The 23479-nt window shown below is 32.9% G+C and carries 15 protein-coding genes, 1 tRNA gene and 1 pseudogene; 8 read left to right on the forward strand and 9 right to left on the reverse strand.

The window, feature by feature from the left end; translation table 11 throughout:
• Nucleotides 1-16 precede the first annotated feature (16 nt).
• Together WPG_RS17410 and WPG_RS08580 are read right to left on the reverse strand one after the other, a co-directional pair.
• Nucleotides 17-1627: a M56 family metallopeptidase gene (locus tag WPG_RS17410; RefSeq protein WP_052471200.1), complete on the reverse strand. Its 1611-nt coding sequence runs from the start codon at nucleotides 1625-1627 to the stop codon at nucleotides 17-19.
• 2 nt (nucleotides 1628-1629) lie between these two features.
• Nucleotides 1630-1995, reverse strand: a complete 366-nt coding sequence (locus WPG_RS08580) for a BlaI/MecI/CopY family transcriptional regulator (RefSeq protein WP_045471312.1) — start codon at nucleotides 1993-1995, stop codon at nucleotides 1630-1632.
• A 267-nt stretch (nucleotides 1996-2262) separates the two neighbouring features.
• On the opposite strand from WPG_RS08580, the pseudogene WPG_RS18595 reads away from it, so the two are divergent.
• Nucleotides 2263-3003 (forward strand): annotated as a pseudogene (locus WPG_RS18595) (M28 family metallopeptidase); the annotation flags it as partial.
• On the forward strand, nucleotides 2989-3306 hold the full coding sequence (locus tag WPG_RS18600; RefSeq protein WP_231850286.1) for a T9SS type A sorting domain-containing protein: 318 nt from the start codon (nucleotides 2989-2991) through the stop codon (nucleotides 3304-3306). The pseudogene WPG_RS18595 and the gene WPG_RS18600, both read left to right, overlap by 15 nt.
• Here WPG_RS18600 and WPG_RS08595 read toward each other — a convergent pair whose 3' ends face one another.
• Together WPG_RS08595 and WPG_RS08600 are read right to left on the reverse strand one after the other, a co-directional pair.
• The gene (locus WPG_RS08595; RefSeq protein ID WP_144374445.1) at nucleotides 3307-4557 is read right to left on the reverse strand and encodes a DoxX family protein; all 1251 of its coding nucleotides are present in this window, start codon (nucleotides 4555-4557) and stop codon (nucleotides 3307-3309) included. It lies immediately after the preceding gene.
• Nucleotides 4558-5946 carry a dipeptidase gene (locus WPG_RS08600; RefSeq protein ID WP_045471320.1) on the reverse strand — a complete coding sequence of 463 codons (1389 nt, stop codon included), beginning with the start codon at nucleotides 5944-5946 and terminating at the stop codon, nucleotides 4558-4560.
• Between the two features lie 120 nt (nucleotides 5947-6066).
• Here WPG_RS08600 and WPG_RS08605 point away from each other — a divergent pair.
• Nucleotides 6067-6148, forward strand: a tRNA-Leu gene (locus tag WPG_RS08605).
• 104 nt (nucleotides 6149-6252) lie between these two features.
• On the opposite strand, the gene WPG_RS08610 is transcribed toward WPG_RS08605, so the two are convergent.
• From WPG_RS08610 to WPG_RS08630, 5 genes are all read right to left on the reverse strand, one after another.
• The gene (locus WPG_RS08610) at nucleotides 6253-6693 is read right to left on the reverse strand and encodes a DUF4174 domain-containing protein (protein WP_045471322.1); all 441 of its coding nucleotides are present in this window, start codon (nucleotides 6691-6693) and stop codon (nucleotides 6253-6255) included.
• Between the two features lie 78 nt (nucleotides 6694-6771).
• Nucleotides 6772-9660: an alpha-amylase family glycosyl hydrolase gene (locus WPG_RS08615; protein ID WP_045471324.1), complete on the reverse strand. Its 2889-nt coding sequence runs from the start codon at nucleotides 9658-9660 to the stop codon at nucleotides 6772-6774.
• A gap of 90 nt (nucleotides 9661-9750) precedes the next feature.
• Complete coding sequence (locus WPG_RS17415; RefSeq protein WP_052471201.1) at nucleotides 9751-10938, reverse strand: SusE domain-containing protein; 1188 nt, start codon at nucleotides 10936-10938, stop codon at nucleotides 9751-9753.
• Nucleotides 10939-10956: 18 nt separating this feature from the next.
• Nucleotides 10957-12555, reverse strand: a complete 1599-nt coding sequence (locus WPG_RS08625; protein WP_045475375.1) for a RagB/SusD family nutrient uptake outer membrane protein — start codon at nucleotides 12553-12555, stop codon at nucleotides 10957-10959.
• Between the two features lie 36 nt (nucleotides 12556-12591).
• Nucleotides 12592-15489 carry a SusC/RagA family TonB-linked outer membrane protein gene (locus WPG_RS08630; RefSeq protein WP_045471326.1) on the reverse strand — a complete coding sequence of 966 codons (2898 nt, stop codon included), beginning with the start codon at nucleotides 15487-15489 and terminating at the stop codon, nucleotides 12592-12594.
• A gap of 269 nt (nucleotides 15490-15758) precedes the next feature.
• On the opposite strand from WPG_RS08630, the gene WPG_RS08635 reads away from it, so the two are divergent.
• The 5 genes from WPG_RS08635 (at nucleotide 15759) to WPG_RS08655 (ending at nucleotide 23479) form a co-directional block, all read left to right on the forward strand.
• Nucleotides 15759-16805: a LacI family DNA-binding transcriptional regulator gene (locus WPG_RS08635; RefSeq protein ID WP_045471329.1), complete on the forward strand. Its 1047-nt coding sequence runs from the start codon at nucleotides 15759-15761 to the stop codon at nucleotides 16803-16805.
• Nucleotides 16806-16935: 130 nt separating this feature from the next.
• Entirely contained in the window at nucleotides 16936-18456 is a 1521-nt protein-coding gene (locus tag WPG_RS08640; protein WP_045471333.1) for an MFS transporter, read from the forward strand.
• Between the two features lie 5 nt (nucleotides 18457-18461).
• Nucleotides 18462-19118 (forward strand): beta-phosphoglucomutase, encoded by a 657-nt coding sequence (gene pgmB / locus WPG_RS08645; protein ID WP_045471336.1) that lies wholly within the window; start codon nucleotides 18462-18464, stop codon nucleotides 19116-19118.
• Between the two features lie 41 nt (nucleotides 19119-19159).
• Nucleotides 19160-21466, forward strand: coding sequence for a glycoside hydrolase family 65 protein (locus tag WPG_RS08650; RefSeq protein WP_045471339.1), 2307 nt, complete (start codon nucleotides 19160-19162; stop codon nucleotides 21464-21466).
• A gap of 45 nt (nucleotides 21467-21511) precedes the next feature.
• Nucleotides 21512-23479: a glycoside hydrolase family 13 protein gene (locus WPG_RS08655; protein ID WP_045471342.1), complete on the forward strand. Its 1968-nt coding sequence runs from the start codon at nucleotides 21512-21514 to the stop codon at nucleotides 23477-23479.

Genomic DNA, 23479 nt, shown 5'->3' on the forward strand with positions numbered 1-23479 from the left:
TGTGGTTTAGAGTTTCTTAGGGCTTCATATTTTTTATTTTTTTTATATATGCTTTAACTTGCTCTTTGTTTTCAGATGGTATAGGTTGAGCCGAAAGAATATCATGTTTTTTTAATTCTTCTTTTGTAAATGATTTATAAAGCCTGTCTAACCGAGCTTTTAAAATCTGCAAATCAGAAGACTCTATTTTAAGTCCTTGTAGATAGTTGTTTAATGCTATTGAGTATTGCTTTGTTAAAGCATTATATTTTTTAATGTCAGATTCTATATAAGTTTTTTCAAAGCCCACTTTTGTGTATAAATGATATTGGTATGATTGTGGAAATTTATTACTTCTTGCATTTTTATGAACAAAACTTCCTGAGTAATACACAATGTCCGTAACACTAAGATTATTTAATTTAGAATTAGGGATTGATTCTCCATTTAACCATAAAGCATATTCTGAAGGATCTTTCCATGAATTAAATTCTGAAACAGGTGGCCTTTTTGTATTTATGTCGGTTAAATTAATATTTGGAACTTTTGGCAATGGTTTTACAGAAGCACGTTGTTCATTGGACATTAGATCGTAGTATATAGTATAGGCACGCTCATATTTATTGCCTCTAATTAATTTAGTTTTTTCAACTGTTTCAATAAAGTCACGATACTCTTGCATTAATTTTTCAGAAGCTTCTTCAACATAAATCATTTCTAATTTGTCGGCTTCATCTAATTCATCTTTGATTTGTTGAACAAGATCTGTATTATCTTTTTCGACATATTCTTTTTCAGCAAAACTATAATATAGAATAGTGATAATTGGAAGTAGTAATAAACTACTAATCCAAATTTTGGTTTTTGATGTTTGTGTTTTCATAACTGTAAATCGTTTTTTGATGGATGAATAATTGATGGCACTGCTAAGTTGATACTCGTCAGTGTTTGATGAAAATTGTAATAATATATTTTGATAGGTTTTGGTGTCAATACCTTCTTGCAGTACGGCCTGATCGGCTAAGAACTCATGATTTAATTTAATATGATGTTTTAAAATGTAAACCAATGGATGAAACCAAAATACAATCTGAAGTAATTCTATAATTATAATGTCTATACTATGTAATTGTTTGGCATGCGTTTCTTCATGCAAGATGACTTCTTTTGGAATAGCGTTTGTTTGATATTTTGATTGATTAAAAAATATGTACTTAAAGAATGAATGTGGAATACGAAGTTCTTCTAATAATACATAGATAAAAGAACGTTCTAATACTTTTTCGTGCCCAGCGATTCGCTTAAACATTTTAAATAGATTAATAACAAAACGACCAAAGAATACTAAAACACCGATACCATAAATTAGCCAGAGTATTTTTTCTAAATTCCAAAATGGTGGAGTTACTTCTTCCATAACTTCATATATTGGCTCAATAGGAATAAATGTTTGAGCAACTTCAAAATCAGGTACAATAGGTTCGATGTAATAGGTAATTGTCAATAACGGAATTACTAACGCCAAAATCACTGATCCTAATAGGTAAAAACGTTTTAATTGATGCATTTTTTGACGTTCTAATAAGAGCACATAGACAAGCCAAAACACAAACAAGCAAGCCGAAAATTTTAATAGATAGGTTTCCATAATTACTTGTTTTTTATTTCTTTATCTATAATAGCTTTTAATGCTTTTAACTCTTCTTTGGATAAATCCGTTTTGCGTGTAAAAAATGATGCGAACTGCGATGCACTATCATTAAAAAAAGTTTTAATGAGTCCGTTAACATGCTTAGAGAAATAATCTTCTTTCTTTACCAAAGGGAAATACTCTCGAGATTTACCATAGGTTTTATAGTCTACAAAACCTTTACCAATCATACGCTTTAATAATGTTGCAACTGTAGTAGTAGCTGGTTTAGGTTCTGGGTAGATATCTAATAGGTCTTTCATAAAAGCCTTTTCGAGTTTCCAGAGATATTGCATTAGTTGTTCTTCAGTTTTTGAAAGTTGCATGTTCTACATATTTAGAATTAACTCTACAAATGTAGAATATAAAATTGAAATATCAAAATCACTAAAGCTAAAAACAGGTAAATTCTTATATTTGTTACAGCTGAAAAAGAAAATATCGAAATGAAAAATAGAACCATTTTATGTGTTTTAAGCGCAGTACTATTTATTAACGTATCTGCGTCTCAATCTATTCAAGATATTATAAATCAAGTTAGTAACGCGAATTTACAATTAAGTGTTGGTGAACTTTCTGGTGAAGAAGCAACGATGATAAATGGAAGCCTGCAGACTATCAATACTCGTGTACAAAGTAATAATGATTTAGCGGCAGATTATATTGAAGAACGGTTATACTCCTTTCCCAATCTTACAGTTAGTATTCAAGAATTTAATACTAATGGCAAAAATGTTATTGCCACACAAATGGGAAAAACTACTCCTGAGAACATCTATATTGTTTGTGCACATTATGATTCTGTAACTACATTTTGTGCAGATGATAACGCTACTGGAGTTTCAGCGGTCATAGAAATGGCACGTATATTATCAAATGAATGCACAAATAGTACGATAGTTTATGCACTTTGGGATGAATAGGAAATAGGTTTACTTGGAGCAAATTTTTATGCGCAACAAGCGGCTGATGAAACTAATGGAAATACAAGAGATAATATTTTAGGCGTTATAAATATGGATATGATTGGTTATGATGGTGATGCACCAGGTACAGCTGGAGATAACGATTTTGATATCGATGTCCGTAACATCGCAAATTCAGTTTCTATAAAAGATGATTTAATTACAATTTTAAATACTTATAGTTTTGATTTAAACCCTATTGTAGTAAATCCAGGTACAGCTGCTAGCGACCACTCACGTTTTTGGAATCAAGGCTATTCTGCAGTTTTAGTAGGTGAATCCTGGGAAACTAATGATCAGACACCAGATTATCATACTTCTGGAGATCAAAAAGAAGATATTGATTTTCAGTATATGACAGAGATTACAAAATTAATTACGGTATATTTAGCAACTGCCGCTGGATTTGATCCAACACTTTCTAATGCTGAGCTGTCTAATTCAGAAGTTATAATTTTTCCTAATCCAGTATCATCAGTTTTAAACGTTAGTAATAATAGTCTTCAAGACCTCAAAATTTCTATTTATGATATCACTGGGAAGTTGATAAAATCTAAAGAATCTAACTCGCAAAATATAGAACTCGATGTCAGGCAAAATAGAACAGGCGTATATTTTGTTAATGTAGCTTCAGAAACTAAATCTTCAACCTATAAAATTGTAAAAGAATAATTAGAGATTATAAGGACGTTCATTTATCCAATGAAACGCTCTACTTTTAAGCGGAAAATCATTGAGGTCTTTTTTAAATAACTTTACATTAATACTATCGTTTTTGAGCCTTCCTTCTAGTTGAAGATAATCTTTGTCTCGAGCCAAATAACTTAAGTTAAGGCTATCAGCATTACCCTTAACTCTATACATGCTAATCTTTTGATTTGTTGTATCAGTGATAAAATTATAACGTAATATCTGGTTATCCATTGTTTTTACAATAGCATTTCCTTTCCGTTCTATTATTAAGTAATGCCATCGTTGCGAATCTGTAATTAGAGGTGTGATGGTGTCACTATTTTTTATAAATAGTTCACTTTCCCAGATGCCATAAAATGAAGGCTTATGATTTTTATCACTTACATTCAGTTCTCCTAAATAACCTAAAAAACATGCTACAATTATAATTAATGGTACCATTATGTATTTTAAAGTCCGGATCGTTTTATGATAACTTGGAGATGAAATAGGGTAATAGTAGTTGTAACTTTCTGTTGACTTATTTTTAATAAAAACTGAGAAAAAACGCTTTATATCTGTAATAAAAATCATGGCTGCCATAAATACCAGATGAATTGAAAAAAGTTTAACAGGAATATCAAACATTAAATTCATCATGGCCACTTGTGTCATAACTCCAATAATAACAAAAGCGCCCAGAGTGGTAGTTTTTCTTGAGATTAATAACAAACCACCAATAATCTCCATAAGGCCTGCGAATATGCCAAAACCTTTAGAATAACCCATATACATCCATGCTAATCCCATTGGTGAAAATTCACCTAAGGGCTGTAATAAACGCAGTAATGATGGACTTTGAAATTGAATTTGAAATACTTTAACAAATCCATATAAAAACATAAATCCAATAAGGAAAATACGTACAATGACTAAAAACCAATAAAAGAGTTTGTTATAATTCTTTCTTTGGCGATCTAATATAGACCATATAGTAAAAATTATAACGGCTAAAACGACATTAACAAAAAGATTAATGTAAGCATAAGTATGGTCTCCACTTCCAAACCCACTTACATTGTAGTTATAGTCTATATTTAGAATTGTAGAGCCAATCCATCTATAAAGAGATTCAAATAATGGGCTCAAAAACATTAAAATGATATACAGAGCGAAATAGGAGAAGATGAATCTAAAAAATAGTTTACTCTTATTTTTCCAGTGTTCTATATGTTCTTGACTTAGTAACATTTATTTTTTTAATTCAGTAAAATATTTATAAAACCAAGGAATAGTCTCAATCCCTTTCAAGTAGTTCCAAATTCCAAAATGTTCATTTGGGGAATGTATGGCATCACTATCTAACCCAAAGCCCATTAAAATAGTTTTGCTCTTGAGTTCTTTTTCAAAAAGAGAAACAATAGGAATGCTTCCGCCACTACGTTGCGGAATTGGTGTTTTACCAAAAGTTTGCTCATAAGCTTTTGAGGCTGCTTTATAACCAATACTATCTATTGGAGTCACATAACCTTGTCCTCCATGATGTGGCGTTACTTTTACAGTGACACCTTTAGGCGCAATATTTTCAAAATGTGTTTGGAATAGTTCAGTAATCTCTTCCCAATCTTGATTTGGTACTAAACGCATCGATATTTTTGCAAAGGCTTGGCTAGCAATTACTGTTTTTGCTCCTTCTCCAATATAACCGCCCCAAATTCCATTAACGTCTAAAGTTGGTCTAATTGAATTGCGTTCATTAGTAGTGTAGCCTTCTTCACCATATACAGCTTCAATATCTAAAGATTTTTTATATGCCTCTAATGAGAAAGGCGCTTTTGCCATTTCGGCAAGTTCAGCATCCGATAAGTTTTCAACTTTATCATAAAATCCTGGTATGGTAATGTGGTTATTGTCATCATGAAGTGAAGCAATCATTTTAGTTAATACATTTATAGGGTTAGCCACAGCACCTCCATATAATCCAGAATGTAAATCACGATTAGGACCAGTGACTTCAACTTCAACATAACTTAAACCTCTTAAGCCAGTTGTAATAGAAGGTACATCTTTGGCTATCATTCCTGTGTCAGAAATTAGTATAACATCATTGGCTAGTTTCTTCTTGTTGTTTGCTACAAAGATTCCTAAATTGGCACTACCAACTTCTTCTTCACCTTCAATCATAAATTTAACGTTGCAAGGTAATTCGTTATTCGAGGTCATGTATTCTAGAGCCTTAACATGCATATACATTTGGCCTTTATCATCACAAGCACCTCTTGCAAAAATCGCACCTTCAGGATGTAAGTCTGTATTCTGTATCACAGGTTCAAAAGGTGGTGAATTCCACAAATCTAATGGGTCTGGTGGTTGCACATCATAATGTCCATAAACTAAAACCGTTGGTAAATTATTATCTATTATTTTTTCACCATAAACAATAGGATAACCATCAGTTTCGCATATTTCAACATGGTCACAGCCTGCATTTTCAAGACTTGTTTTTATAATTTCTGCGGTTTTTAAGACATCGTTTTTGTAAGCAGAATCAGCACTTATTGAAGGGATTTTTAAAAGTTCTATAAGTTCATCAAGGAAACGGTCTTTATTTGCATCGATGTAAGATTGAATAGATTGCATATTAGTGTTTGATTTATAACAAAAATAAGAAAAACTAATGCGAAATATTTCTTGTTTAATTGCTATTTGAATATTGAAACTATTGTTTATATTTGCAACCCGTTTTTACGGGAATTTAATGCAGGCGTGGTGGAATTGGTAGACACGCTAGACTTAGGATCTAGTGCCGCGAGGTGTGCGAGTTCGAGTCTCGCCGCCTGTACTATTATAGTTTAAAGCTTCTTGGAAACAAGGAGCTTTTTTTGTTTCACAAATTTTGGTATATACTGATTAAGAAAATCTTATTACCTTATAATATATCAAATTTTATTTACGATTACTTTTTAGCTCTATTCGGCGCATTGGCATAGTATCAATAGTTTCATAGAGTTTAGAAGGTTTGATAATGTCAGTAGTTTCAAACTTTATAGATCCATCAAGACCAATAAGGATAATCTTAAAATCTAATTTTTCTTCATTATAAAATTGAAAAATTTTCTTTGACTTTGTCCAAGTTTTATGTTTAGGATTGTTCAACTTATATGAGTCTAGAAGGACTTTGTAGATTATTAGTTTACGTTCGTTAAATTCTAAATTTTGATTTTTAAATAAATTCAACTGTTTTACTAACTTAGAGCTTTTAGGTGTTTTTGAAATTAATAATACGACGCGCTTATTCCATTTGTGTTCTTTTATATTTTGCACCTTAGATTGAGAAGTTAACATAAGTGCACCTGCAATTAAGATGAATTTTAATATGCTTTTCATGCTAATTTTTTATGAAATATAACAAAAAAAGAGCTTCACTAGGAGAAGCTCTTTTTTTGTTCAACTAATTCTTAATAGTTAAAGCTTTACTAGTTTGGTAGTCATAATTTGACTGTTAGCGTCTACGACTTTAACAATATACATTCCTGTATTTAAACTTGAAATATCGAAAATATCAGTTCTTGTATAGTTACCATTGAAAGACTTAACTAGTTTTCCTGTAATATTATAGATTTCAATATCCGATACGTTTCCATTTACACTAAATGAAGTATGTGATGGATTTGGATAAATACTAAACTTAAATAATTCATTAGTATTTACACTTAATACATTTGAACCAACATTTCCTAAAATTCTAAACTGCCCAGCAGGAATTGTAATTGATGTTGTTGAATTACTAACAGTAGTACTTCCTGTTTCATCCATTAAGTCATACCAAGTAGAGGTAACACCTCCAGGGAAATTTGTATTCACTGTTTGAGGAGTAACATCAAAATTAGCAAGAATAATAACATTTCTTAATTCATTTGAAGGAATTGAATTATCAAAAACATCAATTCTTGGAGTTAAGTCACCAGATGTTATCGCATAGTCTCCTTCGAAAACAGGTTCATTAATTTTTAATGCATGTAGTTTAGACCAATCTGCGTATATCTGACTTCTTAAAGCATCAGTTAACCAATTATTTGCCCACTGTGGTTGAGGTTTTGTATCAAGTTTACAACCATCATTATCATAACTTCCATCTTGACAAGTGAAAATGGAATTTTCCATACCCAATTCTCCAAAATGCCAAATCATTTTTGGACCAGGTACCATAACAGAAATTGCTCCCAAAGCTGACATTCTCGAAAGTGCAGTATTTAAATCTTGTACATTATGGCTACCATTACTAGTATTTCCAAAAGCAATGTTTTTATACATTAAGCGCTCTTCATCATGACTTTCGGGATAACCTACAACACGAGGGCCATTAAACCCGGTATGTGCGTTATGACCAATTCTACTAATATTTTTGTCACCAGTCTGAGCCATAGTAAGCTCATTATATGGATCAGTCATTTTCCCCCACATCATAATACCTTTACCTTCACCTAAACGATAATTTGCCCATTCTTTTTCTTCATTATCTGAACCTAGATGCTCAAAAATTACATAATGGTCTGGGTCAATTGACCAAGAATGATCTGCATATTCTTTTAATACGTCTACACGATCTTGTTGATAGTTTTGAGTACAACCAAAATCACCATCAAATGTTCCATTACCGCAGTTTTGTGTAAACCCTTTGGTTAAATCCCAACGAAAACCATCAATTTTGTATTCATCAATCCAATAGCTTACAACTTGTTTTACATAATCCCTAGTCAATGTAGAACTATGATCAAAATCACTTCCTACATTAAATGCATGTTGTGGAAAAACATTAAAATAAGGATTCTCAGTTGAAGGGCCTCCCCAACCATCACCATCAGGATCATCCATCCACATGCGGACCATCGGGTTACGGCCAAATGCATGATTAAAGGCAATGTCTAAAATCACAGCAATTCCATTCTGGTGGCAAATATCTACGAGTTCTTTAAATTTATCTTGCGTACCATAAAACTTATCTAATGCCATATGAAAAGCAGTGTTATAACCCCAACTTTCATTACCTTCAAATTCCATTACTGGCATTAATTCAATGGCATTGATATTTAAATCTTTGAAATAATCGATACGGTCAATTAAATCTTGGTAGTTTCTGTCGGCATCAAAATCTCTTACTAAAACTTCATAAACTATTAAATCTTCTTCTACTGGTTTTGTAAAATTTGTGACTTGCCAGTTATAAGGTGTTTGTCCTGTTTGCAATACAGTAACTTCTCTACTTTGACCAGTAGGATAAGTGGGTAAGTTAGGATACGTGCTTGCAGGAATAAAAGGATCATCAAAAGGAGATAATACTATTGCAGAGTATGGATCCGCAGTTTTCACTAAACTTGGTGAGTCAGTAACTGGATTGGTGTCATATACCCAATATTGGTAAGTTTCAATTTGCCCAGAAGTTAAACCAGTTATTTCTAACCAATATTTACCAGTACTTGGGTCACGTTTCATAACATCACTGTTGGTTGGCGTGTAGTTATTCCAACTTCCAGCAATTTGAATGAATTCTTTCCCAGGTGCAGTTAAGACTAAAGTTGCTTTTGTTGGATCAGTACCATAATTTATACCATCGTTAATCCCAGAAGGAAGCGCTTCTTCTATTACAGTTGGAGCAACGATAACTTCAAAAGAAGCTGAACCAGTTTCAGATGAAGATAATGGTGAACCATCTATTCTAACAGTACCATTAGTGGTAATATTATTTATTACACCTTGATAAGTTGTAAACCCATTACCTCCTGTTTGAAAAACGTTATTAAAATATAATTCAAAAGCACCAGGAGTTAAATTTCCTTGAAAATTTAAACTAGTTCTAACGGTTAAATTATCTCCAGAGTTAACAACAACTGTTGAACCTGTCGGTTCAATAATATTAATATTTACGATTCCTACTCTTAAAATGAAATCATCGCAACCATTGGCTTTTAACTCTTGAGTACCATCTTCATTTCTAAATACAATACCAAGTTGTGTAGCATTTTGCGCTTGAGTAGCATCAAGTCCATAGTATGTTTCGGGTGTAATTGTTATACTATGTGTGCCATCTCCATTATTAGTCATTTGGCCTACGCCATCATCTTGTCCCCAATTACCAATGACACTAAACCCAAATGCATTCGTATTATCACCTATTCCTGAGTGCATATAAACTGAACCAGGATTACTAATACCGTTACAGTCAGAATCTGTACTGTTAATATCTACAGTAATAGTAATTTGTTGATTTACTTCAAAAGCTGCAGGATTTGATGTGATTTGAGCATAAGCTTGAAATGTAAATAGTAATAAAAAAAATTGTAATGTTTTTTTCATAGCATTGAAATATTATAAGAAAGGCTATGTTATTGACAACATAGCCTTTTCAACTAATTATTATATATTAATAAATTTAGAAAACTTAGACTACTCTAAAGTAATGGTCTTATTTACCGTATCAATAGTTGTGTAATATTGACCATCTGTTCCAATAAACGCAAAATTTAAGTCACCATCTTCAGCATTCTCAAAATTTGCATCTATAGTATAACCAGCATCAGCAAAGAATGGATAGTTTTGTCCAGATCCCCAATCTGTAGCTGTTGTAAAGAATCTAAAGTTGTTTCCATCAACAGAACTAGTATAATTTACCCAACCAGCATAAACTCCATCACCTTCACACATTAATTGAACTGGTGTTCCCCAGTCCCAGCCAGCATCTGGTAAACCTGCACCAACAGCCCATAACTGATCTAAATCACAAGAACCTTGAGAAGTTGGATCGTCTAAAGTAATGGTTTTATTTAATGCATCTATAGTTAAGAAATATTTTCCTGAAGGACCAGTGAATAGGAAATTATTATCACCATCCATTGCATCTTCAAACATAGGATCGATAGTATAACCATCATCTATAAAACCTGGATAGTTAATTCCAGAACCCCAATCTGTTGCAGTAGTAAAGAATCTAAAGTTACCGTCACCATCAACATTGTTGATTAAATCAACGTTAACAGTATATACGTTAGTGCCTGTACAAACAGCACTTTGAGGTGTTGTCCAATCCCATCCTGTAAATTTCACAGCAGCACCAACTAAGAAGTATTCATCTAAATCACAAACTGCTGCTTGCGTATCAGTGATTTCTTGCATTACCATAGTTAAAGCTTGAGTAGGAGAAAAGTTCTCAGAACCTCCACCACCTAAAAATGATTTAAGTCTAAAATATACAATACCTGTATTTGGTTCTGGTGTTGTAGGATCTGCATCTAATCCAGCTTGGTTTGCATATGCAAGCATATCTCCAATTGTAATTGCAATTTCGTTACCAGTTGTTGCACCTACAGTTTCTAAATCTGTAAAATCACCTGAGATAGATTTCTCTAATTGGTAAGTTACATTTGTTGGAACATCTAGTGCAGCATTATTCCATGTAAAACGCTCTCCTAAGTTACCAGCAGTTTGTGGAGAAAGAATATATTCTGCTGAAAAATTGTTAGTGAAAACTAATTCACCATTATTATCTGTTGTGAAGACGACATCATCTTCTGTTTCACAACTATTAAAACTTATTAAGGCAAAGATGAAAAGGCCTAAAATTGATAATTTTTTCATGTTAATCTATAGTGTTAATTAGTATCCTGTATTTTGTTCTAAGTTTGTATTAATTCCTAAGTCTGTTGCAGGAATTGGCATAATGTCTCTGTAAGATTCAGTAGTTGCTCCTTGAGGAACTCCACCTTTCCATTGCCAAATACCTTGATTTGAAAACTGACCAAATCTTACTAAATCTTGTCTTCTATGCGCTTCAAAATATAATTCTCTTGAACGCTCATCGATAATAAAATCTAATGTTAAATCTGTTTCGGTAATGTTTCCACTAGTATCTCCATAAGCACGTTCTCTTAATTCGTTGATATATCCAACTGCTGTACTCATAGTGCCACCTCCACCTCTTAGTGTTGCCTCTGCATACATTAAATAAGCATCAGCTAATCTAAACATTGGAAAGTCGATATCAGTATGATCACCAGAAGAATCAGACCCTGGATTACCATTTACATCTACATTTCTGTATTTTGCTACGGCATAACCTTGATTAAAAGGTCCAACTTCTTCAATATCTTTGTTTTGACCGTCAGTGTATAAAAGCGCACGTCCATCTGCAGAATTTTCTTCTCCAGGAAATTGCTCAACAAATGTAGGTGTAGTACGGACTCCAAACCAGCCACCATTAATTCCAAAATCAGCAGGATTCATAGAACCACCAACTGGTGCATGTACTAGAAAAGTCATCCCGCCAAAGGCTTGAGTTCTTAAACCATCGAAAGGAATTGTAAATATAACTTCTTCTTGAGCTCCATTAGAATCATTATCTGCTAAGAAAGAATGGAAGTAAGGAATATTTGGAATAGAATATCCAGATCCGATAATATTGTTAATATAAGTAAGTACATCAGCATTACGTGCTGTGCCTGTATATACTTCGGCATTTAAATATAGTTTAGCTAAAACCATCCATGCTGCAGCTCTATCTGCTCTACCATATTCGTTCATACGTGGCGCAGCCATTTCAGCTAAAATTGCTAACAATTCAGATTCTACATAAGTAAATAAATCAGCACGTTGAATTTGCTCAGGAAGAAAAGCTCCTGAAGCATCATCTTCAGTTACAAACGGTGGATTAGCAAATAAATCCATAGCATGCCAATAAGTTAATGCTCTCATGAATCTTGCTTCAGCTCTATACGTTTGGATTTCTGCTCTCAGTGTAGCATCTACTCCACGACCATCTAATTTAGAGTCTGTAGTTTGACGTAAAAATTCATTAGTTAATGTAACTTGATACATTAATCTAGTATACATTGTTCTGATAAATTCGTTTCCAGAGGTCCATGTTTGACCATGCAAATCTTGAATTGTACCGTCATTCCAACCAATGATAGCTTCGTCTGTAGTTAACTCTTGCATCTTCCAATACAGTCTTAAATAGTTGGAAAATCCTTCATCTAAGCCGGCTAAATCAGGTGCACCAGCTGGTCCTTGTTGTCCACTTAAAGAAATACCTGCGTAAATTTTCGCTAAAGCTTCCTTATAAGCTGCAGGATCTTCAAATGCCGCATCAGCTGTAAGACGTTCGTCTTCTGGCTGTAAATTTAGTCTGTCATCACAAGATTGCATAAAAAATGCGAGTGTGATAACAACTAAAATACTTTTAATTGTTCTTAACATCATAGCTTTGTTGTTTATATAATTATTCATCATTTTTTAAAAAGTAAAGTTTAATCCTAATACAACATCTCTTGTTCTTGGATAGAAATTATTTTCTATACCATTCCCTATTTCAGGATCAAGACCACTGTATTCTGTTATTACAAATACATTTGTAGCTGTCAAAGATGCTCTCATCGTCATTTTTGAAAACGGGATCGTATAACCTAAAGATATATTATCTAATCTTACAAAATCTGCGCGTTCTATGTAAGCATCAGAAAATAAATTCTGATTTGCGAATCCTGTATTTAATACATCAGAATGTGCATTAGCTAAATAACCAGCCTGACCAGTAATGGCATTAATATTACCATTAGATGATGCATTGTTATTATAAACATAGTTTCCAAAACTTCCTCTAAACGTAAAGTTTAAATCTAAATTCTTATATCTAAAATTGTTTGTGAAACCAATGAATGCATCTGGCGTTGCTTTTTTGTAGGCCTGTCTATCTGCTTCTGTTATTTGGTTATCACCATTAACATCTACATAGGCTCCTTCAATTGGTTGACCTGCACTATCATATACTTGTCTAAAGACAAAGAATGTAGATGGGTCAAAACCTGGCTTCCATAATTGAATGTTGTTACCAACACCACCAGAAATACCACCAGTTTGTATAAAGAAATTAGGATCATCACTTAAACTTAATTTTGTAATTTCTTGTTCTTGGAAAGTTACATTGAAGTTTGTATCCCATCCAAAATCTTCTTTTTGAGCAATAACTCCATTTAAGCTAAATTCGACACCCTTACTTGTAATAGCACCAACATTTGTAGTAATTAAATCTGTAAGGTTAGAACCAGCAGGTACAGGTACTGTAGCTAATAAATCTTCAGTTTCTCTATAATAAGCATCAACTGTACCAGTTAATCTATTATTGAAGAAACCAAAATCTAAGGCAACATTATATTGCGTTGTTTCCTCCCATTTAAGTTCTTCATCAAAACCTTCTGGTCTTAATGTTTGTATAAAAATAGGTTCTCCATTCACAGTTGTACCAAATTGAATATTAGCTTGGTTATTTCTAGATGGAGTATATAAACCTAAGTAGCCATAGTTTGGACCAATCTCTTGTTGACCAGTAACACCCCAACCACCTCTAAGTTTTAAGTTAGAAAAGAAAGAATCTTCCATAAAGTCCTCATTCATTATTTTCCAACCTACAGATACTCCTGGGAAAGATCCCCAACGATTATCTTCGCTAAATCTTGAAGATCCATCACGTCTATAACTTGCAGAGATTAAATATTTATCAGCAATATCAAAACTCGCTCTTGCAAAATAAGATTCTAAGGCATTTCTGTTAATATCTGTATCTACTGTTACATTAGGACCAGAAGTTTCGTCTATATCTGTACGAACATAGAATTCTTGAAAAGCATGACCAGCTGTAACATCTAACTTGGTATTAATAGATTCAATATCCGTTTTATAGTTAAAGAAAAAATCTAGAGCCGTATTTCTATTTAGTCCATTAGAAAATCCTACAAAAGGAAAAGCATCATCATTATTAGGATTAGCAGGACCATAATTTGCTCCTTCATTTTCTGCGTAATCGATACCAGCATTTAAGTTAAATTTTAAACCTTCTAAAAACCATAGCTTGTAATCTATGTTAAAGTTTGAGATAACACGTTTAATACGTTGTCTGTTATTTGTGTTTTCTAATCTCCATACAGGATTAGCAGGAGCTAAAGCAACACCTAATTGCGTAAAATTACCATTTTCGTCCAAAACTGATTGTGTTGGGTCAAATCTAACGGCTTCTCCAATAGCACCGTCAGGAGCATAATTGTATTCATCTTGAATTGCTCTAGCAACTAAAGTTAATTTTAAATCGTTATCTAAAAAGCGATGTACAAAAGAAGTATTGAAACCATTTCGTTCATACAAATCTCCTAATAAAGGCCCTTCTTGTGATACGTGGTTAAAATTTACTCTAAAGTTAAAATTCTCATAACCTTTAGAGGCTGTTATATTATGAATTGCACCAATGCCTGTGGTGAATATTTGGTCTTGCCAATCTGTACTTGAATTCCCGAATGATGTAGAGGCAACCCCATTTTCAGAAGCTAATGCTCTGTATTGCTGTGCGCTTAATACATCTACAGTATTTGTTATACGTCTAGTAGAAGCTTGAAGTCCATACTCAACTTTTAAAGGTTGATTAGCAGTACCTTTCTTAGTTGTAATTAAAATTACACCATTAGAAGCTCTCGAACCATATATAGCCGTAGCAGAAGCATCTTTTAAAACAACAAAATCAGCAATATCAGCTGGGTTGATTGCATTTAAAGCATTACGGCTTCCTTGAGAACCACCACGCTGGTCAATAGGTAAACCGTCAATTACAATAAGTGGGTTGTTGCTTGCAGATAATGAAGCACCACCACGAATTCTAATTTCACCACCTTCACCAGCAGCTCCTCCGCCAGATGTAATTCTTACACCAGCAGCTTTACCAGCTATAAGTTGTTGAGGTGCGACAATGGCACCTCGATTAAATTCTTTGTCATCTACTTTTTCAACAGCACCTGTGGCATCTTGTTTTGTAGTAGAACCATATCCAATAAGTACTACTTCATCTAATTGAGCAGCATCTTCTTCTAAAACTACATCAATTTTCGATTCACCATTAAAGACAATTTCTTGAGTGGTATAACCTAAATAAGATATAACAATAGTTTCTCCTTGATTGACTTGCAGAGTATAGTTTCCATCAAAATCCGTGGAAGCACCTCTTGAAGTACCTTTAACAATGACGTTTACGCCTGGTAAAGGCATAGCGTTTGCTTTATCTGTTACTGTACCAGTGACGGTTGATTGCGCTATCAATGTAGCGGGTACCATGATGAGACAGAATAGTAAAGCATTTAAGAATGTTTTCATACAATGTTTTTAAGTTAATTGCTTAGTTTTTTGATTTATATTTTCACTTCTCGGGTTAAATCTATGTAAAATAAATATGTTATAAACGTTAAAACTCCCGTCAACACTAACGAAAACGTTTTCGTGTTAAAAACTTTTTTCGAAACACAGTATTAATAGAAAAAATAATGAAAAACTGAGGCTTTTTCAAAAAAAGCGTGTTAAAATTGAGAATTCAAAAAATCGTAAACTTTTTTTTAACTTATCTTCGCGAGTAACTTTTAGTTAAAATGAAACGAAAAATCACCCTCAAACAGATAGCTCGAGAATTAGATGTTTCTATCTCAACAGTGTCTAAAGCATTAAGAGATAGTTCTGAGATTAGTGCAGATACTATCCAAAAAGTTCAAGCTTTTGCTAAGCTATATAACTATCGTCCTAATAATATTGCTTTAAGCCTTAAAAACAGAAGGACTAACACTATTGGGATTATTATTCCTGAGATAGTACATCACTTTTTTTCAAAAGTGATTAGAGGAGTAGAATTAATAGCTAATAAAAGAGGCTATAATGTAATTATTGGGTTGTCCAATGAGTCTTTTTCCAAGGAAGTTATCAATATGGAAATGCTTGCGAATGGGAGTATAGACGGTTTTATATTGTCAATTTCTAAAGAAACACAGCAACTTCAAGATTATCATCATTTTAACGAAACTATGAGTCAAGGTATGCCTATTGTAATGTTTGATCGTGTTGTGTCAGATATGCAATGCGATAAAGTTATTGTTGATGATTTTAAAGGCGCTAGAAAAGCAGTTGAAAAATTGATAGAAAATGAATGCAAGCATATCGCTTTAATAACTACCAAGGATTATGTAAGTGTTGGTAAATTGAGAACTCAGGGTTATTTGGAGGCTTTGGAAGATCATAAAATAACTCCTCAAGCTAATTTAATATTGAAGGTAGATGACACTCTCGATTATGAAGTTCATCTTGATGCGCTCGAAAAAGAGATAGAGCAACTTTTTAAATCAAATAATTCTATTGACGGTGTTTTTGCAGTAAATGAACTGTACGCACTATCTGCTATGAAAGTGGCAAGGAAATTAGGATTAGATATACCTAATGATATACAAGTTATAGGATTTACAGATGGCGTTCTGTCAAAGCATGCTACACCAGGTTTAACTACTGTTAGTCAACATGCACAACAGATGGGTGAAAGAGCTGCAGATTTATTAATTGACAAATTAGAGAGTGAAAATGAAGAAGAAGATGAAGTCTACCAAACAGTAGTTATTCCTACCGATTTAATAGAACGAGAATCCACTAAATAGAAATTTAATATTGCTATTTTAAAATCTTTTATATCTTTACCGCATAATCAAAACTTATATTTTCACTTCTACGCATAAGTTTTGATAAGCATAGCTTGTCAGAATAGTATTAATTTAAACATACTATTTCATGGAAAAGCGTACACTCGGATTTTGGGAAATTTGGAACATGAGTTTCGGTTTCTTAGGTATTCAAATGGGTTTTGCCCTACAAAATGCTAATGTTAGTAGAATTTTTCAAACTTTAGGAGCAGAAATAGAAGACATCCCTATTTTATGGGTTGCTGCACCACTTACAGGTTTGATTATTCAGCCTATTATAGGTTATTTTAGCGATAGAACATGGCATCCTAAATTAGGAAGAAGAAGACCTTATTTCTTAATTGGAGCTATCCTTGCCTCTCTGGCATTATTCATTATGCCAAATTCACCAGTTTTATGGTTTGCTGCAGGAATGTTGTGGATTATGGATGCTTCTATTAATGTCTCAATGGAGCCTTTTAGAGCATTTGTAGGGGATAATCTACCAGACCATCAAGCCACAAAAGGATTTGCAATGCAAAGCTTTTTTATCGGAATTGGAGCTTATGTAGCTTCAAAACTTCCAAATATTCTTACCTATTATGGTGTTGCAAATACAGCTCCTGAAGGAGTTATACCAGATTCTGTAAAATATTCATTTTACATTGGAGGTGCAGTTTTTTTAATTGCAGTTTTGTGGACAGTTATAAAATCAAAAGAATATAGTCCGGAAGAAATGAAGGTTTTTGAAGAGGCTGAATCTAATAACTATAAAGTAGAAGAAAAATCAGAAAGTTGGTTCACTTCCAATGGAAAATCACATATTAAAAATGGTTTAATTGTTTTTATCATTGGTTTAATTACGAGCTATTTAATTTATAGGTACGAACTTAAAAAAGATTTATATGTTTTAACCATAGGCTTATTAACTTTTGGTGGTTTGTCATTAATTGTTTCAGGATTTATGCAGAAAAGTGGGAATCATAAAAATGGTTTTGTCGCAATAATGAATGACTTTCAGAATATGCCAACAGTTATGAAACAACTTGCTTGGGTTCAGTTCTTTTCTTGGTTTGCATTATTTTCAATGTGGATTTATATGACACCTGCAGTTACTGAACATATTTACAGTACTGTAGATGCAACTTCAGAGGCATATAATACTGGTGCTAATAGAGTAAATAATATGTTTGCTAATTATAATATAATAGCAGCTGCTGTTGCATTTCTATTGCCATTGTTAGCTAAACGTACCAGTAGAAAGTTTACACATTTTTTAGCTCTAGTTGCTGGTGGATTCGGTTTAATGTCTATTTATTTTATTAGTAATCCTACTTCAATAAATTTAGAATGGTTACCTATGATAGGAATAGGTATAGCATGGGCATCAATCCTTTCAATTCCTTACGCTATGTTATCTGGATCATTACCGGCTAGTAAAATGGGCTATTATATGGGAGTATTTAATTTTTTTATTGTAATTCCGCAACTTGTAGCAGCTTCCATATTAGGATTTATGGTTTCAAAATTTTTCAATAATGAACCTGTTTACGCTTTATTTGTTGGTGGAATTTCAATGATAGTTGCAGGACTTCTAACATTAAGAGTAAAAGATTCTATTTCAAAATAAATTTAATGAACAAAAAAGGATTCATATTCGATCTAGATGGTGTTATTGTAGACACTGCTAAATATCATTTTTTAGCATGGCAAAGACTAGCTAAAAGTTTAGATATAGACTTTACAGAAGAAGAAAACGAGCAACTTAAAGGAGTAAGTCGTGTACACTCATTAGAAAAAATATTAGCTTGGGGAAATAAAACTATATCCGAAGCTCAATTTACTGAGCTTATGGGTAAAAAGAACGAGGAATATTTGAGCTATATCGCAGAAATGAGTAGCGATGAAATTTTGCCAGATGTACCAAGGGTTTTAGAAACATTGATAGAGAAACAACAACCAATATCATTGGGTTCTGCAAGTAAAAATGCTAGAATTATTTTAGAACGTGTTGCATTAAAAAAACATTTTGATGCTATAGTAGATGGCAATGATGTTAGTAAAGCTAAACCAGACCCAGAAGTGTTTTTAATAGCAGCTAAATTATTAAATATAAAACCAAAAGATTGTATTGTTTTTGAAGATTCAGTTGCTGGTGTAGAAGCTGCAAATACAGCTAATATGATATCTATTGGTATAGGTAATGAAGCTGTTTTAGGTGATGCGCAATATGTATTCAAAGATTTTACTGAAATCTCAGATGATTTCATCAATAAATTAATCAATAATTAAAAAAAACATAGCCTTATCATTAAGGTTTTAAAAAAAAATAAATGAATCTAGATTATATCATACCAAATTCTTGGTCAATTGTAGAAGAAGGATTTCATCCAGATCGAGTTAAGGCATCAGAAAGTCTATTTAGTATAGGTAATGGTGCAATGGGACAACGTGCAAATTTTGAAGAGCAGTATTCTGGCTCAACATTTCAAGGGAGTTATATCGCAGGAGTTTATTATCCGGATAAGACAAGAGTAGGTTGGTGGAAAAACGGTTATCCAGAATATTTTGCCAAAGTGCTTAATGCACCAAACTGGATAGGTATTAACGTTTTTATAAATGATGAACCTTTAGATCTTAACACCTGTAAAAAGGTTGAAAATTTTAAAAGGGAGCTTAACATGAAAGAAGGTTGGTTGTCTAGAAGTTTTGTAGCCACCCTTCAAAATGACATTAAAGTTGAAGTCAATGTAAAGCGTTTCTTAAGCTTAGATATAGACGAATTAGGTGTTGTTGAGTATTCGGTAAAACCATTGAATACAGATGCTACAATTAACTACAAACCATACATTGATAGTGGTATTACAAACGAAGATACCAATTGGGATGATAAGTTTTGGGATACTTTGAATGTGAGTCACGAAAATAATCAGGCTTTCATTCAAGCTAAAACTATGAAAACAGATTTTTACACTTGTACGTTCATGGAGTCGCAAGTTTTTATCGATGGAAAATCAGTTATCATAGAACCAAATATAAAGGCTGATGCTAATTATGCTTCTTTTAGCTATAGCTATGAGGTAAAGCAAAATGAAATATATTCAATTCATAAGTTCGGTGGTTATACTGTAGATAGAAATCATAGTAAAAATGAATTGGTAAGTATTGCAAAATCAATTTTAAAGAAGGGTACAAAGTCAGGTTTTTCATTTTTGCTAAACGCGCAAAAAAATGCTTGGGCTAAAATTTGGGATATGGCTGACATTACTATTGATGGTGATGTTAAAGCTCAGCAAGGTATTAGATTTAATATTTTTCATTTAAATCAAACCTATCTTGGGACTGATCCACAATTAAATATTGGACCAAAAGGATTTACTGGCGAAAAATATGGAGGAAGTACCTATTGGGATACCGAAGCCTATTGTATTCCTTTTTACATGGCTACCAAAGATCAAAGTGTTGCAAGGAATTTACTAACCTACAGGTATAAACATTTAGAAAAAGCTATTGAAAATGCTGAAAAACTAGGTTTTAAAAATGGTGCGGCTTTATATCCTATGGTAACCATGAATGGTGAAGAATGCCACAACGAATGGGAAATTACTTTTGAGGAAATTCATAGAAATGGAGCCATTGCATTTGCTATTTTTAACTATTACAGATATACAGGTGACTATAGCTATATACCAGAAATGGGATTAGAAGTATTAATAGGTATTGCTCGTTTTTGGCATCAAAGGGCAACATTTTCAACAGAAAAAAATAAATACGTAATTCTTGGAGTTACAGGACCTAACGAATACGAAAATAACGTTAACAATAATTGGTACACAAACTATGTAGCACAATGGTGTATTAACTATGCCTTAGAAAATATAGAAAGGATAAAAGGTGGTTTTGAAGATGACTATACTCGAATTTCTGGCAAAACAAAAATTACGCATGAAGAATTAGCACTTTGGAAAAAAGTAGCTGATGATATGTATTTCCCATATTCTGAAAAACACAATGTTTATTTACAGCAAGATGGATTTTTAGATAAAGAATTAATTACAGTGGCTGACTTAGATCAGTCGCAACGTCCAATAAATCAAAAATGGTCTTGGGACAGAATATTACGTTCTCCATACATAAAACAAGCAGATACACTTCAAGGCATGTATTTCTTTGAAGATCAATTTACAACTGAAGAATTAGAACGCCATTTCGATTTTTACGAACCTTTTACAGTTCACGAAAGTTCATTATCTCCTTGCGTACATAGTATTCAGGCTGCAAAGTTAGATCGTATGGAACAAGCTTACACCTTTTATCTAAGAACATCGCGTTTAGATTTAGATGATTATAATCACGAAGTTGACGAAGGTTTGCACATTACATCAATGGCTGGTACATGGATGAGTATAGTAGAAGGTTTTGGAGGTATGCGTGTTAAAAATGACACCTTAACTTTTGAACCAAAAATTCCAGAGCAATGGAAAGCGTATTCATTTAAAGTCAATTTTAGAAATCAAATTTTAAAAGTAAGTGTAAATCAAAGTGAAACACATTTTGAGTTGGAAGGAGAACATGATTTACAAATTAAGGTAAATGGAAAATCAGTAACCATATCACCAAATGGTTTGGTAACAGTGTAAAACATTTAATTCTCCAAATTTGAGAACGTTAAAAAAGATATAAGTATGAAAAACAAATTAAGAAGTCTTTCAATATGCATGTTAATTTTAATGTCATCTTGTAAGGAGAAAACAAATACAGAGAACACGACCTCAGTTTCAAATGAATCTTTTGTTGAAATAAATGATATTAAAAAAATTGAACCACCAAATTGGTGGATTGGATTTAAGAGCGATAGTCTTCAACTTTTAGTAAAACACCCTAGTATTTCAGATTATAAACCAAGTATAACCTATTCAGGTTTATCAATAGAAAACGTTACAAAAGGAAATAATAGTAACAATTATTTATTCATAGATCTGGTAATATCTGAAACGACTTCAGCCGGTAAATTCAATATCAATTTTAAAAATGATAAAGGAGAAGAATTAATAGCAACTTATGAACTCAAGGAGCGCATAAAGTCAGCTGAGGATTATATTGGTTTTGATAGTTCTGATGCCATTTATTTAATTACTCCAGATCGTTTCGTCAACGGAATTACAGCTAACGATACACCTTTAGGAATTGAAGGTCATCCTGAAATGCTCGAAACCACAACAGATAAAACCAATGATTATGCAAGACATGGTGGTGATATTGCAGGAGTTACTAAATACATCGATTATATTCATGATTTAGGATTTACAGCAGTTTGGCCTCAACCCTTGTTAACCAATGATATGCATCAAGGATCGTATCATGGCTATGCGGTTACAGATTTATACCAGATAGATCCTCGTTTCGGGACTATAGAAGAATATAAAGATTTATCCGTAAAGCTTAAAGAAAAAAACATGAAGCTTGTTATGGATCAGGTTGCAAACCATTGTGGATTAGAACATTGGTGGATGAAAGATTTGCCATTTAAAGATTGGGTAAATTTTCAAGAAAACTATGAGAGTAATATTAAAAATTGGAACTGGGAGGTAACCAAGTTTTCTAATCACAGACGTACAACTAATCAAGATATTTATGCTTCTAAAGCAGATAGAAAAGGCAACAATGAAGGTTGGTTTGTAGATGCAATGCCAGATTTAAATCAACGTAACCCTTTTATGGCCAAATATATTATTCAAAATAGTATATGGTGGGTTGAAACTGCTCAGTTAGGGGGTATTCGTCAAGACACTTATCCTTATCCAGATAAAGATTTTATGAGTGATTGGGCTGGTGCAATAATGACCGAGTATCCAAACTTTAGTATTGTTGGAGAAGAGTGGAGTTACAATCCGCTACTTATTGGGTATTGGCAAGAAGGAGCAAATAACAGAGATGGTTACGATTCTAACTTAAAATCTTCAATGGATTTTGCCATGCAACAAAAAGTTGTAGAAGGTATTAAGGAAAAAGAATCTTGGGATAAAGGCTTAGTAAAAATATATGAAGGCTTAGCTAATGATTTTCATTATGCGAGCCCAAAAGATATTATGGTTTTTGAAGGCAATCATGATATGAGCCGAATTTTCACCCAAATGGATGGAGATATTGAAAATACCAAAATGGCAATGGCAACCTACTCTGTGATGCCTAGAATTATGCAGATGTATTATGGTACTGAAATCTTAATGAATGATTTTGCGAAACCAGGCGACCATGGATTAATTCGTACAGATTTCCCAGGTGGTTGGCAAGGAGATACTGTAAATGCATTTACAGGAGAAGGTTTGACTGAAGATCAAAAGAATATGCAGTCGTTTATTAAAAAGCTCTTTAATTATAGGAAGAATAGTAAGGCTATTCATGAAGGTAAAACAGTACATTTTGCGCCATTTGTTGGTACTTATTTTATGTATAGAATTCTTGGAGATGAAATAGTCGTTTTAATATTAAATAAAAACGAAGATATTATCACCATTGATCTCAATTACCAAGAAGAAATGGGACTAAAAGGGAAAACACTTAAGAATGTCATTACTGGCGAAACAAAGCTTTGGGGAGATGTCATAGAGTTAAAGTCCAAAGGTGTAACCATATTAACGACTAAGCTTTAA

Source organism: Winogradskyella sp. PG-2 (genome assembly GCF_000828715.1).
In the GTDB taxonomy this organism is placed as follows: Bacteria; Bacteroidota; Bacteroidia; order Flavobacteriales; family Flavobacteriaceae; genus Winogradskyella.

What these genes read in the sequence shown, in the direction of transcription:
- WPG_RS17410 (WP_052471200.1), bottom strand. Translation starts at nt 1,627, where the DNA reads ATGGAAACCTATCTATTAAAATTTTCGGCTTGCTTGTTTGTGTTTTGG.
- WPG_RS08580 (WP_045471312.1), bottom strand. Translation starts at nt 1,995, where the DNA reads ATGCAACTTTCAAAAACTGAAGAACAACTAATGCAATATCTCTGGAAA.
- WPG_RS18600 (WP_231850286.1), top strand. Translation starts at nt 2,989, where the DNA reads ATGACAGAGATTACAAAATTAATTACGGTATATTTAGCAACTGCCGCT.
- WPG_RS08595 (WP_144374445.1), bottom strand. Translation starts at nt 4,557, where the DNA reads ATGTTACTAAGTCAAGAACATATAGAACACTGGAAAAATAAGAGTAAA.
- WPG_RS08600 (WP_045471320.1), bottom strand. Translation starts at nt 5,946, where the DNA reads ATGCAATCTATTCAATCTTACATCGATGCAAATAAAGACCGTTTCCTT.
- WPG_RS08610 (WP_045471322.1), bottom strand. Translation starts at nt 6,693, where the DNA reads ATGAAAAGCATATTAAAATTCATCTTAATTGCAGGTGCACTTATGTTA.
- WPG_RS08615 (WP_045471324.1), bottom strand. Translation starts at nt 9,660, where the DNA reads ATGAAAAAAACATTACAATTTTTTTTATTACTATTTACATTTCAAGCT.
- WPG_RS17415 (WP_052471201.1), bottom strand. Translation starts at nt 10,938, where the DNA reads ATGAAAAAATTATCAATTTTAGGCCTTTTCATCTTTGCCTTAATAAGT.
- WPG_RS08625 (WP_045475375.1), bottom strand. Translation starts at nt 12,555, where the DNA reads ATGTTAAGAACAATTAAAAGTATTTTAGTTGTTATCACACTCGCATTT.
- WPG_RS08630 (WP_045471326.1), bottom strand. Translation starts at nt 15,489, where the DNA reads ATGAAAACATTCTTAAATGCTTTACTATTCTGTCTCATCATGGTACCC.
- WPG_RS08635 (WP_045471329.1), top strand. Translation starts at nt 15,759, where the DNA reads ATGAAACGAAAAATCACCCTCAAACAGATAGCTCGAGAATTAGATGTT.
- WPG_RS08640 (WP_045471333.1), top strand. Translation starts at nt 16,936, where the DNA reads ATGGAAAAGCGTACACTCGGATTTTGGGAAATTTGGAACATGAGTTTC.
- pgmB (WP_045471336.1), top strand. Translation starts at nt 18,462, where the DNA reads ATGAACAAAAAAGGATTCATATTCGATCTAGATGGTGTTATTGTAGAC.
- WPG_RS08650 (WP_045471339.1), top strand. Translation starts at nt 19,160, where the DNA reads ATGAATCTAGATTATATCATACCAAATTCTTGGTCAATTGTAGAAGAA.
- WPG_RS08655 (WP_045471342.1), top strand. Translation starts at nt 21,512, where the DNA reads ATGAAAAACAAATTAAGAAGTCTTTCAATATGCATGTTAATTTTAATG.